The organism is Ruminococcus flavefaciens (assembly GCF_900108555.1).
In the GTDB taxonomy this organism is placed as follows: Bacteria; Bacillota; Clostridia; order Oscillospirales; family Ruminococcaceae; genus Ruminococcus; species Ruminococcus flavefaciens_P.
The window spans coordinates 65,167-78,457 of the sequence record NZ_FNWV01000010.1; the positions used below are offsets into that span (position 1 = coordinate 65,167).

General features: G+C 44.0%; 15 protein-coding genes. 3 read left to right on the forward strand and 12 right to left on the reverse strand.

From position 1 onward, the window contains the following. Nucleotides 1-133: 133 nt before the first annotated feature. The 3 genes from BLW60_RS12815 to BLW60_RS12825 all read left to right on the forward strand — a co-directional run bounded on the left by BLW60_RS12815 (nucleotide 134) and on the right by BLW60_RS12825 (nucleotide 3,793). Complete coding sequence (locus BLW60_RS12815; protein ID WP_074718033.1) at nucleotides 134-934, forward strand: hypothetical protein; 801 nt, start codon at nucleotides 134-136, stop codon at nucleotides 932-934. Between the two features lie 12 nt (nucleotides 935-946). Beyond that, nucleotides 947-2,473, forward strand: a complete 1,527-nt coding sequence (locus tag BLW60_RS12820; RefSeq protein WP_074718036.1) for a YifB family Mg chelatase-like AAA ATPase — start codon at nucleotides 947-949, stop codon at nucleotides 2,471-2,473. Between the two features lie 165 nt (nucleotides 2,474-2,638). Further along, a complete protein-coding gene (locus tag BLW60_RS12825; protein WP_074718038.1) occupies nucleotides 2,639-3,793 on the forward strand; it encodes an FtsW/RodA/SpoVE family cell cycle protein in 1,155 nt (384 codons plus the stop codon). 70 nt (nucleotides 3,794-3,863) lie between these two features. Here the strand turns inward: BLW60_RS12825 and BLW60_RS12830 are convergent, their stop codons facing one another. The 12 genes from BLW60_RS12830 to BLW60_RS12885 all read right to left on the reverse strand — a co-directional run bounded on the left by BLW60_RS12830 (nucleotide 3,864) and on the right by BLW60_RS12885 (nucleotide 13,213). After that, entirely contained in the window at nucleotides 3,864-4,937 is a 1,074-nt protein-coding gene (locus tag BLW60_RS12830; protein ID WP_074718039.1) for a radical SAM/SPASM domain-containing protein, read from the reverse strand. Nucleotide 4,938: 1 nt separating this feature from the next. Next, nucleotides 4,939-5,688, reverse strand: coding sequence for a dockerin type I domain-containing protein (locus BLW60_RS12835; protein WP_074718041.1), 750 nt, complete (start codon nucleotides 5,686-5,688; stop codon nucleotides 4,939-4,941). 126 nt (nucleotides 5,689-5,814) lie between these two features. Beyond that, nucleotides 5,815-6,090, reverse strand: a complete 276-nt coding sequence (locus tag BLW60_RS12840) for a hypothetical protein (protein WP_074718043.1) — start codon at nucleotides 6,088-6,090, stop codon at nucleotides 5,815-5,817. A 114-nt stretch (nucleotides 6,091-6,204) separates the two neighbouring features. After that, nucleotides 6,205-6,759, reverse strand: a complete 555-nt coding sequence (locus tag BLW60_RS12845; RefSeq protein ID WP_074718044.1) for a dockerin type I repeat-containing protein — start codon at nucleotides 6,757-6,759, stop codon at nucleotides 6,205-6,207. A gap of 259 nt (nucleotides 6,760-7,018) precedes the next feature. Then, nucleotides 7,019-7,831: an amidohydrolase family protein gene (locus BLW60_RS12850; RefSeq protein WP_074718047.1), complete on the reverse strand. Its 813-nt coding sequence runs from the start codon at nucleotides 7,829-7,831 to the stop codon at nucleotides 7,019-7,021. Between the two features lie 148 nt (nucleotides 7,832-7,979). After that, nucleotides 7,980-8,546 (reverse strand): S1 RNA-binding domain-containing protein, encoded by a 567-nt coding sequence (locus BLW60_RS12855; RefSeq protein WP_074718049.1) that lies wholly within the window; start codon nucleotides 8,544-8,546, stop codon nucleotides 7,980-7,982. A gap of 45 nt (nucleotides 8,547-8,591) precedes the next feature. Further along, a complete protein-coding gene (locus tag BLW60_RS12860; protein ID WP_074718051.1) occupies nucleotides 8,592-8,894 on the reverse strand; it encodes a hypothetical protein in 303 nt (100 codons plus the stop codon). Continuing rightward, nucleotides 8,884-9,429: a spore cortex biosynthesis protein YabQ gene (gene yabQ / locus BLW60_RS12865; RefSeq protein WP_074718052.1), complete on the reverse strand. Its 546-nt coding sequence runs from the start codon at nucleotides 9,427-9,429 to the stop codon at nucleotides 8,884-8,886. Before yabQ ends, BLW60_RS12860 begins: the two co-directional genes overlap by 11 nt. Continuing rightward, entirely contained in the window at nucleotides 9,426-9,704 is a 279-nt protein-coding gene (yabP, locus tag BLW60_RS12870) for a sporulation protein YabP (RefSeq protein ID WP_074718054.1), read from the reverse strand. The genes yabQ and yabP overlap by 4 nt, the downstream gene beginning before the upstream one ends. A 70-nt stretch (nucleotides 9,705-9,774) precedes the next feature. Further along, on the reverse strand, nucleotides 9,775-10,920 hold the full coding sequence (locus BLW60_RS12875; protein WP_074718056.1) for a hypothetical protein: 1,146 nt from the start codon (nucleotides 10,918-10,920) through the stop codon (nucleotides 9,775-9,777). 16 nt (nucleotides 10,921-10,936) lie between these two features. Next, complete coding sequence (locus BLW60_RS12880; protein WP_074718058.1) at nucleotides 10,937-12,085, reverse strand: hypothetical protein; 1,149 nt, start codon at nucleotides 12,083-12,085, stop codon at nucleotides 10,937-10,939. A gap of 30 nt (nucleotides 12,086-12,115) precedes the next feature. Next, a complete protein-coding gene (locus BLW60_RS12885) occupies nucleotides 12,116-13,213 on the reverse strand; it encodes a DUF3810 domain-containing protein (RefSeq protein WP_074718060.1) in 1,098 nt (365 codons plus the stop codon). Between the last annotated feature and the right edge of the window lie 78 nt (nucleotides 13,214-13,291).

Below are 13,291 nucleotides of genomic sequence, written 5' to 3' on the forward strand. Positions count from 1 at the left end.
TATCATACCACATCAGTCCGCAGCTGTCAAGGACAATGAGAACTGCACATAATTTTTGATACAAAAATGTTTACATCAAAGATAAAAAGTGATATAATAATATAGACCATAATTTTTTATACTGGAGAATTATATGGAATTCAAGAAAAACCCTGAACTGATCGAAAAGCCCGACCACGCTCACTATCCCGTGTGCCGCGGAAGGCTTGACGAAATAGAAGAAATAAGCCGAAAGACCTTTTTCTACACCCTCGCTGTAAGCGGTATATTGGCATTTTTCTCTCTGCTTCAGGTACCTATGCATCTGGCAGGCTGGGTACCTCTCATGTTCACTATACAGGATACGGTCGCATTCAACATGGGCGCTGGCTTCAGCCTTTTCCAGCTGATCATGTGTCTGGTCATTGCAGGAATATCTCTCATCGGCTGTACAAAACACAAAATAGCCACTGTTATCATGTTCTTTCTGTACGTTCTGACGTTTGTATGTTCATTGATCGCAAGGATCTCGGCATTTGATTTCATAACTGCTATTATCGGCATTGGCGGAATGTATGTAAGCTCAGGTTCGCTTAAAGGATATTCGGATTACAAGCAGCTGAGGAACACTGAGGGCTTCCCTATATTCAGCACTGTCCTTGCCGACCATGATGACATGAAGAAAAACAGTCCCAACGGCTATAACAAAAGACATTTTGAAAAGCTTCTGCGCGAAAAAGCTTTGCGCGAACGCAATATAGCTCCAAATGCAGCAGGCGGCAGACAGCCTGTCCCGAACCTTACTAAGCCGCAGTCTGCTGATACGAACGATATCGGCGGAATGCCTGCACTGAATGTCGCAAGGCAAAACCGCAATTTATCGGTGGGACAGAAATTCGTACCCAAAGATCATAAAGAGGTGTTTTTTTCTGACAGCACGTTAAAATTGAAATAAGGGGGACATATTATGTTTGCGAAGGTCTCAAGTCTCGGACTTTTCGGGCTCAACGCTTTTCCTGTTGATGTGGAGATAGATATCAGCCGCGGAAATCCGCAGTTTGAAGTAGTCGGACTGCCCGATACCGTTGTAAAGGAGAGCCGCGAAAGAATAAGGGCAGCTCTGCGCTCATGCAGTATAAGCTTCCCTGTAGCCTCGGTAATGATAAATCTTGCGCCTGCCGACACAAAAAAGAGCGGTTCTGTGCATGATATGGCTATATTTATGGCAATTCTCCGCGGTATGCGCATGATAAGCGAGGATCTTGACGGCTGTTCGTTCATCGGCGAGATATCCTTAAACGGCGATATCCGCAGGATAAACGGTGTGCTCCCTATGGTCATGCTTGCCCGTGAGCTTGGCATAAAGTCCGTATTCGTTCCTGCTGACAATGCAAAGGAAGCCTCTGTCATCGACGGTGTGGACATATACGCTGTAAATAACGCAGAGGAGCTTATAAGGCATTTCCGCAACGAAGAGAAGCTCGTTCCCTGTGAACACTACGTTCCTTCTGAAGCTGCATATACCGAAACTCTGGATTTTGCTGACGTAAGAGGACAGCAGTCCGCCAAAAAGGCTCTTGAGATAGCTGCGGCTGGCGGACATAACGCTCTGCTTATCGGTTCGCCCGGAAGCGGAAAGAGTATGCTCGCCAAGCGTATGCCATCAATACTTCCGCCGCTTACCTTTGAGGAGGCACTTGAAACTACAAAAGTTCATTCGATTTCGGGACTTCTTACTCCCGAAACCCCCATAATAACAAAAAGACCGTTCCGCTCGCCTCATCATACCATTTCCTCGGCAGGACTGGCTGGCGGCGGCAGTATCCCTCACCCCGGAGAGGTATCCCTCGCTCATAACGGTCTGCTTTTTCTGGACGAGCTTGCGGAATTTGACCGCAAGACACTGGAGATACTCAGACAGCCCCTTGAGGACAGAAAGGTGACTATCGCCCGTGCATCGGGAACTATCACTTACCCATGCACTATCATGCTCATAGGCGCGATGAACCCATGTCCCTGCGGCTATTACGGTCACCCCAAGAGAAAATGCATCTGCCCTAAAAACAAAGTGGCATCATACCTTTCAAAGATATCAGGTCCGCTCCTCGACCGCTTCGACCTTCACATCGAAGTTGCGCCTGTGGAATTCGGCGACCTTTCCTCGAAAGTCAAGGAAGAAAGCTCCGCTGACATACGTAAGCGTGTTATGGCGGCAAGAGCTGTACAGGAGGAGCGTTTCAAGGGCACGGGCATTACCTGCAATGCTCTGATAACTCCCGATAAATTGCAGGAGCTTTGTCCTATGGACGATGCTGCCGAAACACTTATGAAAAATGTATTCGACAGGCTTGGACTCAGCGCGAGAGCCTACGACCGCATACTGAAAGTATCAAGAACTATCGCGGATATCGACGGTTCTGAAGTAATAAAAAAACAGCACGTTGCGGAAGCAGCTCAGTTCAGAAGCCTTGACCGCAAGTACTGGAACGAATGACAGTTGAGAGTTTAGAGTTCAGAGTTGAGAGTTAATGTGGTTATTTTGCTCACATTATCTGATCATACCGCCGAAGACGGCTCCGAAACTTTCAACTCTCAATTCTCAACTCTCAACTTTGCTATAATATAAAAAGACAGATATATAAAGAAAAAAGGAGAAACAATGAAATCGGCATTTAAAAAATTACCCTCAGGCAAGCACAGCATTGACGGAGGACTGCTTTTTGCAGTTACGCTGTGCGCCGCAATAAGTACCCTGCTGATCTATTCGATCACACAGAACAAGGTGCTTGAGTCAGTTGGTTCAAGCTACTGGAAAACTCAGCTTTTTTCAATGGGCGCAGGTATAGTTGCAGCGATCATAATCTCGTTTATTGATTACCGAAAGCTGGTCAAGCTATGGTTCATATTCGTTCCAGTTGCTCTGGGACTTATGGCACTCACCTTCACCTCTCTCGGCTACAGGCGACAAGGTGCAGACGACCAGGCTTGGCTCAATCTCGGATTTATCCAGTTCCAGCCATCTGAGGTACTGAAACTGGCATTCATACTCACATTCGGCTATCATCTCTCCCGTGACGAGGAGGAAATGAACAAACCTCTGCATATGCTGCTGATCATAATCCACGGCATGATACCCATAGGCATCGTCGGCTTGCAGGGTGACTACGGAACAGCTATCGTATTCGCTGCTATATTCGCATTTATGATATGCTCGGCAAAAATATCGTGGAAATACCTTGTGGCAGCTCCTTTCATTATCGCTGCCGGAGTAGTGGGAATGTGGTTCTTCGCACTCAGTGAGTTCCACAAAAAGCGTATACTCATTCTCTTCCACCCCGGAACTGATCCCGAATATATCGAATATCAGCAGGATCTGGGACTTGCTGCCCTTAAATCTGGCGGAGTATTCGGAAAAGGACTCTTCGGCAAGCCCGAGGATTATATAACAGTTCCCGAAATACACAACGACTTCATCTTCACATACGCAGGACAGGTATTTGGCTTTGTTGGTTCTATCGGAATAATCATAATCCTCGCTTATATATGCCTTAAAATTTTCGGCGACAGCCGTGTATGCCGCGATCATCTGGGCAAATTCATCTGCATGGGAGCCTTCGGACTTATCTTTTCACACTGTATAATGAATATCGGAATGGTACTAAAAGTCGCTCCTGTTATCGGCGTTCCGCTGCCTTTCCTCAGTGCAGGCGGTACGGCTATGATAAGTATGTACGCCATTATCGGACTCGTTCTCAGCACCTACAGTCACCGTGCAGTGAACTACAACGTATTCTATGACGAAGAAAACGAATAAACTTCATATAACGACAAAATGCGGAAGTCTTACGACTTCCGCATTTATATATATATTGATACCCCTTAACTCAGAAAAGAATGTCCTTGAAACAGACAAGCGGCTTGTTATTGTCAAAATCCCAGCTGTGGAAAGCATCGCCGTGACAATAGTCCTTGTGGAAGCACTTTGAGCAGTTCTCGTTATCGTCTGCAAGATCGCGTCTGAATACCTGGAACTTGTTCTTCCATACCTCACTAAATCTGTCCTTGAGGATATTTCCCTGTACAAATTCAGGTCTGCGCTCGATATCGAGACAGGCAATGATATCACCGTTTGCGGTGATACTTGCAGTATAGAGTCCTGCTGTGCAGAGATAGTACCAGTCACGGACTTCGCGCTCGTACTCCATGCCAAGATAATGACTGCATCCGTATGTAACAGGCTCTCCTGCTATGCGCTTATTTCTGATAAACTCAAAGATAGTCTGATAGTCCTCTTTTGTAAGGATAAGCTCGGGGTGCTGCTTAGCACGTCCCATAGGCTCGATATTGATAACACGCCATGAGTCGATGTCCATTTCGTTGAATATCTTGTAAAGCTCATCAAGCTGTCCGATATTCTGATGAGTAACAACGGTAGTTATCTGCACATTCTCAAATCCGCCCACGCGCAGAAGGCTCTCGATACCTTTCATAGCCTTCTTGTAGCCGCCCGGAGTTCTTCTGAAAGCGTCGTGAGTCTCTTCAAGACCGTCTATACTTACGGAAATAGTTCCCATGCCGACTTTCTGAAGATCACGGGCAACACTGTCGTCAATAAGTGTAGCATTACTTGTCATGCCCCAGCTGAAACCGAGTTCATGTGCAACGCCCATGATATCGAAGAATTCCTTCCTGAGAAGCGGCTCTCCGCCTGTGATACAGAGCATTTTTCCGTCAGTTGTCATATCTTCCTTAACCTGTGTAAGAAATGTGCGGTACTGGTCAACCGACAGCTCTTCCGAAGTTACATCGCCGCAGTAGCTTCCGCAGTGGAGACAACGCTCATTGCAGCGCAGAGTAAGCTCAAGAAATAGATTACGGAGCTTTGGCTCTTTCATAAGTTTGCTTCTGTACTCTCTCATCTGTTCAAGATGCTTGCGCTTCATTTCTATACTGAGCATATTATTTCTCCTCGTTTGTTGTATTTATATTGCCGTCTGATGCTGATTGCTCTTCTGCTGTAGTTGCATAGGATCTTATTTCGTATACAGGAGCAGGTCCGTAAACAGGAGCTACTATATCAGTCCTCGGATCATATGTAGTTGTAACAACGATCTCATCGTCTACCTTCTTGGCTGGATAATTGTCAAGATCCTTTATTTTTCCGAGAAGATACTTGTTAAGGATAACAAGGTCGCCGACGCTTATTTTTCCGTCCTTATTGAGATCGCTGAAATGAAGATTTACGGTATCAGCATATTCATCGAAAAGTATAGCCTTTCTCATTGCTATTGAATCAAAGATATCAACAGTATAATCACCGTTCACATCGCCCTTTATAGTCGGAGCAGGTCCGTAAGCAGGCTGGGGCAGCATTGTTGTTGTCAGTTCAACAATATCCTCCTGCTCGGAAGTAGTAACAGTGCTTGTTGATGTAGGACCGTAAACTGTTCTCGGCATCGTAGTTGTCAATGTTGTCGTAGTTGAGGTAAGCGTTTCTAATGCTTCGGTAGTTGTAGTTTCGTCCCACATTGGGATACTTGTCGGCGGAGGTCCGTATGCCCCATAGAATTCCTTGAACACATCTCGCTCAGTTTCATTGTTGAACTCCATACGAACAGGTTCGCGTCCTTCTGCAACGGCAGTCATTGCAGACACACCTGCTGCTGCGAAAGCTGCGGCAGTAAGAACGGTACGTATAGTTTTTTTCATCTCATAAACACTCCTTTCAGATTTTTACAGTGCTGTATAATAAATGTCGGAAAAACTCTCAGTTTTTCCCTTATAAATTCAATTTCGGATATATGCACAAACGGAGTCTTTTCTTATTGTGCATTTTTACTCCTCAGGCGGACCATATACCAGCTGTACCTTGTCTTTTTCGGGCTTGTATTCGGTAGCAGCCTCGGTTTTGTCTGCTTCGGTTACAGGAGGTCCGTAAACGTCCTGTACTTCGTCCTTTGCAGGATCGTACTCAGACGTCATGGTAGTATTTTCGGTGACGGGCGGTCCGTATACTGTCTGAACGTCACTGTTACCGTGATCGCAGCCTGTAAGTCCCGCAGCCGCCGCAAACATGGCAGCCATTAACTTTGTCTTGCTCGTCTTTTTCATGTCCATGCCCCCCTTAGTGTTCTTACTATTATTTTACTCCATATATGGCGGTTTGTCAACCATTTGGAGCATTTAGTAAAAGAAAAAGCGGAACATAATGTTCCGCTTGATTTATCAGTTTTTATCGGGAAGATCATCAAAATCTTTCAGAGTTCCGAGGAGATATCTGTTCAGTCGAACGAGATCGCCTACGCTTATCTGCCCGTCTTTATTGAGGTCTGCCCAATACCTATCTATTGCATCGCTGTACTCATCGTAGAGGATAGCCTTTCTCAGTGCAACGGCATCAAAGATATCTACAACACCGTCCATGTTCACATCGCCCATGAATGCCTTAGGCGGTCCGTAAACAGTAGGCGGGAATGTAGTTGTGGTCATTGTTGTGAGATCTTCAAGATAATCCGAGGTCACAGATACCGTTGTCATAGGACCATAAACACAAACCGGCGTAGTTGTAGTTGAAGTTATCAATGTTGAAGTCGTAGCCGATGTTGTTGTCAGCATGGACGGAGGCGGTCCGTATACTGCCATGAATTTTCTCTCGACTTCCTCAACAGGATTGATCTCCTTTGGCTGCTCATTGACTGCATTTGCTGCTGTCGGCATTGCACACATATTTGCTGCGGCAAAAGCTGCGGCGGTAAGAACAGTACGTAATGTTTTTTTCATTTCAGAAACACTCCTTTCAAGTAATTACAGTGCTATATAATAAATGTCATGAAAAGGCTTATTTTTTTCATTCAGGTCTAAAATTCAGATATATGCACAAGTCAGACTTGCTCTGATTGTGCAGTTTTACTCTGGTATCATATCCTTGTTTTCTCATTCTTTATTTTACTCCATATACCGTGATTTGTCAACTGTACCACTGTTTTATTAATACTATTTTTACAAAAAAGGACGGTCAATGACCGTCCGCCGAATATATTTATTCAAGTCCGAGGAACTCTTTGAAATTGGCAGCAAGTATCTTCTGATTTTCCTCTTCTGTAAATCCTAACTTCAAAAAGCGCATAAGCTCGTCCTCATGGCTCCACATAGGGAAATCAACTCCGAAGAAGCAGTTCTCTATACCATAGTTTCTTATGATACGGGCAGCTTTTTCGGGAGTAAGGAACGCAAGTGAACTGCTGCAATCTACTTTTACATTTTCAAGCCCGGGAAGGCACTCCACTGCCGCGTCCCACTGCTGATAACCGCCGAGATGAGCAGCAAGTATCTTGAGCTTAGGAAAATTATCGTGTATCTTTCTTATACGGTGAGGAGCAGAATAATCATACCTGTTGTCGCCGCAGTGGATAAGCAGCGGCAGTCTGCCCTCCATAAGCTCATATATCTTGAAGGCTTCGGGTGAATCAGCATTAAACTTCTGAAAATCAGGGTGAAGCTTTACACCGTGTAGTCCGAGGCTCAGTATCTGGTTGATGTCCTTTTCAAGATCTTCCGAATCTGCGTGTGTTGTACCGAAACCGTAAAAACAGCTGTGCTCGGCACATTCCTTTGCAATAAAAATGTTTATATTCTCTGTCTGGTGCGGTGCAGTAGCCGTCGAGCACACAAGGTATTTCGATACGCCTATCTTGCTTCCTGCTTCACGCAGTCTTTGGCTCATTCCGTTGCCGTCCATTGGGATACCATAAAAATGTCCGATATTCTCTGTCGCATTCTCCGCTATTTTCTCTGGGAAAATATGCGCATGAGCATCTATTATCTCATACTTGCCATATACCTCTGAGTTCATTATATACATCTCCTAAACCAAAAAATACAAAGTCATTATACTCCATATTTTCCGCTTTGTCAAATAAAAAGCAAAGTATTACCCATACAAAAAGGCTATTCAGGGATATAAAAAACTCCTATAGCTCACGCCATAGGAGACTTTTTCATTATTTTCTTCTTGTACCGTTTTTTCTGTCAGTACTGCGCTTGAGATCACACATACGCTCTTCACTTGTCTGCTTGAAGCGTGACATCATATCCTCGAAAGTCATTTCTGAAGGTGGGATCTGCTTCTTTGGCTCCCATACAACAGGCTTGCTGCGCTGAGGACGCTCACCTTTATCGAAGCTGCGCTCGCCCTTGTCGAAACCTCTGTCGCCCCTGTCGCTGTTTCTTTCGCCGCCTCTGTCACTGCCTCTTTCGCCGCCTTTGCCGCCGTCCTTATCGAACTTGCCCTGTCCTTTGTCGAAACGACGCTGACGCGGCTGAGAGTCGCCGTTCTCGGAAGCCTTCTTGATCGAAAGGCTTACCTTTCCTGCTTCATTTATTCCGATGACCTTGACCTTTACATCCTGATCCTCAGCCAAATGCTCTCTTATGTCACTAACGTATGTATTGGCGATTTCGGAAATATGCACCATACCTGTACCGCCGCCTTCGATATCCACGAAAGCTCCGTACTGTGTGATGCCCTTGACCTTGCCATTATAGATCTTACCAATTTCCAGCTGCATATTTATTTATAACTCCTTTTTATGGACCTGTCTCCGCAAGCCCTATTAATCCCTTGTAGTGTCGTAGAATCTGCGCTCGTCAGGGTAGGCATAGCCTCTTTCCTCAAGTGCGACCTTTTCCATATACTCATTCAGATCGTCACTGTCAAGAACACGCTGCAGCTCGGCATTTTCGGTCTCATAATCATCTATTTTAGTCTGTATCAGCCTTACCTGCTCCTCTTTTTCGGCGCAGTCTTTCTGAGTTGATGCAATAAGAACACCGCAGCCGATTATTACTGCAAATGCTGCAAGTTTTACAAGTCCGCGGTTGAACAGACCTTTCTTCTTTTCCTTTTCATGTCTCATTTTCTTCGACACGCTTTTCACGTTCTTTCCCTTTTGTATTTTCCATTTTATTATACAACAGATGCCGCCTGTTTAGCAATACTATTTTTATTTTTTTAATAGGTTTAACAATAATTTTGGAATTTCTTACAAATTCAGCAGTTGCTTTTTTACGTAAAAATGCACAGCAAGGCTTTAACGGTCTGAAAATCAGCTTAAACAGAGCTCCGATAAGCGTGAACAGCTTGCGTATAGTCCGCATAACTACGCTTCCTATGGTAACATAATACAGCACGTATCCCACAGCATTGCCTATGACGAAATACATTCTCATCTCGCTCCTTGCGGCAGCTTCGGAAAAGGCTGTGAGCGAAATCGCATAAAGCAGCAGAAAAAATATATCCTCGGCTGCGGTAAGAAAGCCGTTATGGGGCGTTATTATCCTGAAAACTCTCAGCACATCGTAAGCCGCTCCGACTATAGCTCCCATAAGGCAGGAAAGTCCGAAAAGGCGCAGTTCCTCACTGACGGTGAAGAAGGTCTCAGCCATTTTCATCGGAACAGCCTTCCAAGTGCGGATAAAGGACCTTTTTTGTCCCTGTCACCGTAGATCATAGCCCATATATCGCCTGTTATGGTCATATCGCCCGTTTCAACGCTCATAGAGTCGATGTGAAGTTCCCGTCCCTGTATGGTGAGCTCGCCAAGCTGAGTATAAAGGCTTATCTCCTTTTCATCGAAGCTGTCAACATCGGTTATGCCCGATATGCTCAGGCTTTTGCGGTTTTCGAGTATTATGTTCTGATTTTGCTTTACAGTCTTGTCCTGCATGGTCATACCTCCGAAATACTTGATACTTCAAGTATATTCGGAGGTATACTTTTATATGCTGATCGTATTATTATCCGATGACCTCAACACAGATATCGTGAAGCTCTTTAAATGTCCTCTCATCTGCTTTCTCGTCAGGTTCCGTGTAAGAATCAGCGTCATCGCCTGCGGCAACCATAATGTAATCAGAAGGATAAGTTCCTACATACTGCTGATCGTCAGAATAAACAACAGCAGCATACTCAACGTATCCATTTTTTATCACAGCAAACCATTCCAGCTCAGTGACCATTCCAAAATAATTCTGAACTCTTTTTTTGAGGAATTCCATATCAAAATCATCGGGAACTTTATAATTCAAACTATCATCTGAGCTGACAATAAACGCTGAATCAGATGATGGCAGCTTGTCCTGTTCGTCCATTTCCACAAGTGCAGTATTCAGGGCTTTGTCTAAAGTAGAAGCTGTGGAATTCATTGAATCTTTTCTGTTTGCTTTAACATTGCCATGTATATCACCTATACTGATCTTCCAGCCATTTTCCCCCTTAATACGTACAGCATAAAGAGTTCCCTCATCAGCTTCACTTTCATCGTCTTCAATTTCAAAGGTAACATAATAGCCCTCTTCGATATCGACTTCGCATGGGTACTCATCATAATCCAGATCCTCCCACTCCTCATCAAGCTCAGCAGGGTCTGCCTTATCAGGTCCGCCATGTTCATTTATGTAGTTAATTGCCCATTTTACAGTGGAGAACGTTTCTTTTATTTCACTTTCTTCATCGCTTCTCAACGGCTCGGCACTGACGATACCCTTGAATGTGACTTTAGCGTCTTCATCAAAATCATCATACATACCATACTGCAACAATGATATGACATCTTCCTCGGTCCATTCTTCACTTTCTTCTGATCTCATAAATACCTTGACGAAATCCATTATACCGTCAGGGTACTGCATCTCGAGAGTTTTCTGACGGTCGTTTGCCATATATGCCTCGACAAACTCCTTGACAGCATCTTCATACGTGCCTGTTTCAGCTGATGCAGCAGAAGCTGCTTCTCCATCTGTTGTTTTCTCCTGTGAAGCAGTTGTTTCTGCCGCTGTGCTTGCGGAAGTACCTGCCGCATCATCGGCAGCGTCCTTTCCGCAGCCTGTAAATGAACATATTACTGCTGTTAATGCGATAATTCCTGCGATCACTTTTTTCATTTTTTAATCCTCCATTTTAATTTATCATACCGGCAAAATGCTCATATATCTCATCATAGTTCTTTCCTGAAATTTCATAATCACCTATAAATGAGCTCCTGTCTTCATTTCTGATGCTGAAATTAGAGTCAGGCTCGGCATCTAAAGCACATACAAGATCATTGCTCGAATCACTTACAACTGCCAATAATGCATCATAACCCTCTGCTATTATGAACCAATCCTCACTGCCGATGAACGCACCTTCATTGACCATATAAACAAATTCCTCAACATCTATAAAATCAGGAACATTTTTATTTCTGCTCATATCTGAACTGATAATAAATAACGAAGTGCCGTAATCGTCCATATCAATATCGGCTTCACGGAAAGAGCTTATAAGCTCGTATCCGCCGTATTCTCTTACACTCTGAGCACTTTGGATAAACTCGTCAGACCTGTTTGCATTAAACACAACGTCATCTACCTTCCAGCCGCTGTCATTGATACTATAAACCAGCATATCTCCGACTCCGCTTTCAGTTTCACCTGTATACTCAAAAGTTACTCTGTATGCTTTTATATCTTCAACATCAGCGCCGAAATCAGCAGCAGGACTATTACAAGCTTTTTCAAATTCGGCATGATCTTTTTTTTCAATGCCGCCATTATCTTCAATGAACTTCTTGAGATATGCTTCTTTGTTATATCCTGTCCTTGTTAAATACGTATCATCGTACGAAGCTTTTTTGACAGTCTTTACATCAGACAGGCTGTTATCGTTATCCGTATACAGATATTTAACAGCGTTCTTTACAATAACACTTTCATCTTCGTCCTTATCTTCAATGACCTTCTTTTCAGCCTTTACAACGTCAAGATAGCCGTCAATATTCATCATATCAAAAAGCTGTCTGTAATCACGTTCATTGTAAGCGTCAATGAATGTTTCAGCCACTTCACGAACTGTATCTTCCTCCGTCATTGAAGAGCTGTCTTTATCGGAAGCTTTTTCTGTAGTTGGTTCAGTCGTTTTCTCTTCTGTATCGGTCTCTTCTTCGGGAATGGTGGTCGTTTCTGCTGTTGTGGACTCTTCCGCATCATCGGCTGCATCTTTTCCGCAGCCTGTAAGTATGCCCATCACTGCTGTCATTGCTATAATACCTGCAATTAGCGTTTTCATTATTATTCTCCTTTTGGATATTCACTGTTTTTACGGGAAATAGTAATCGAGCAAAAGGTCAACTACCATAGAATAAGCCTTTATGCCTTCATCTCTTCCGTTCATCTTTATATTCGTATCGATTGCCGCACTTGAAGCCTCGCTGACCGTCTCGGTGGAGATAACTTCCTTATCTGCGTTTTCTTCCCAGTAATTCTCGGGCATGAACCTGAACCAGTCCATGAGGACTTCTTCGCATATCTCGCCAGAAAGCGGATAAGCTTCTTCGACTTCGTTGTCCCAGACCGTATTATGTACATATTCAAGGGCATCAAGATAGCCCGAATACTGAAATTCCACATTATCGCTGCCTGTAGCTGCCACAAAGGATATGAAATTAGCTTCGTCCTCCTGTATAAAGCCTTTCAGATGAGCAAGCTCATGGCAGACCGTTGACGGAAGGTTTGCACGTATCATATCATCGTTATAATTGGCTTCAATAGTGTATGGCAGATATATTCCCGTAAGGTGAGACTGGCTCATAAAGTATGAAAACTCAATAGGCTTTGCATCGGGATAATAGCCTCTGAGCTGGGGCGAGAGCTTGTCCGCAGCATTTTTCATAGCTGTTTTTGCTTCTTTCTGAAAGTCGCAGGTAAGCTTGAAGCAGCCATTTTCATCTCGCTGCACCTGCTTTGAGAGCTCGTTGCATTTCTTTATAAGTGCTCCATAAAGCTGTGTAAGCTCCTCGTTGGTATGCTCGTGGGCATCGGGAAAGCATTTTTCCGCAAGAGGAGTACACTGATACATTATGAAGCAGTTCATAGTCTCGGTGGTGGTAATATAACAGAGTATCCACAATACAAGCGTACCTGCAAATGCGGCAGTTTTTTTGCGTTTGCCCTTTCTGAATATGAGGAGCAGCAGGAACAGCGGTATGCCAATAATTACAAGAACTACAGCCGCAACCGTCAGCATTTCCCCAAGTGAAAACGGAAATACTCCCGTAACGAATGAGACTGCACCTGATATGTAATGGAATATGTTTTCCACGTAAAAATCCGAAAAAGCCGTACTGAAACGAGAAATAACATTCAGAAGTACCATGACCGCTATGATAATAAGCGGTATACTGTATCTTTTTTTCATCATTCTCCCCCTGTTCATTCAGAAATCACCTAATTATACCATAATTCATTAAAATAATCAACAGGTATTTTTCCCCTA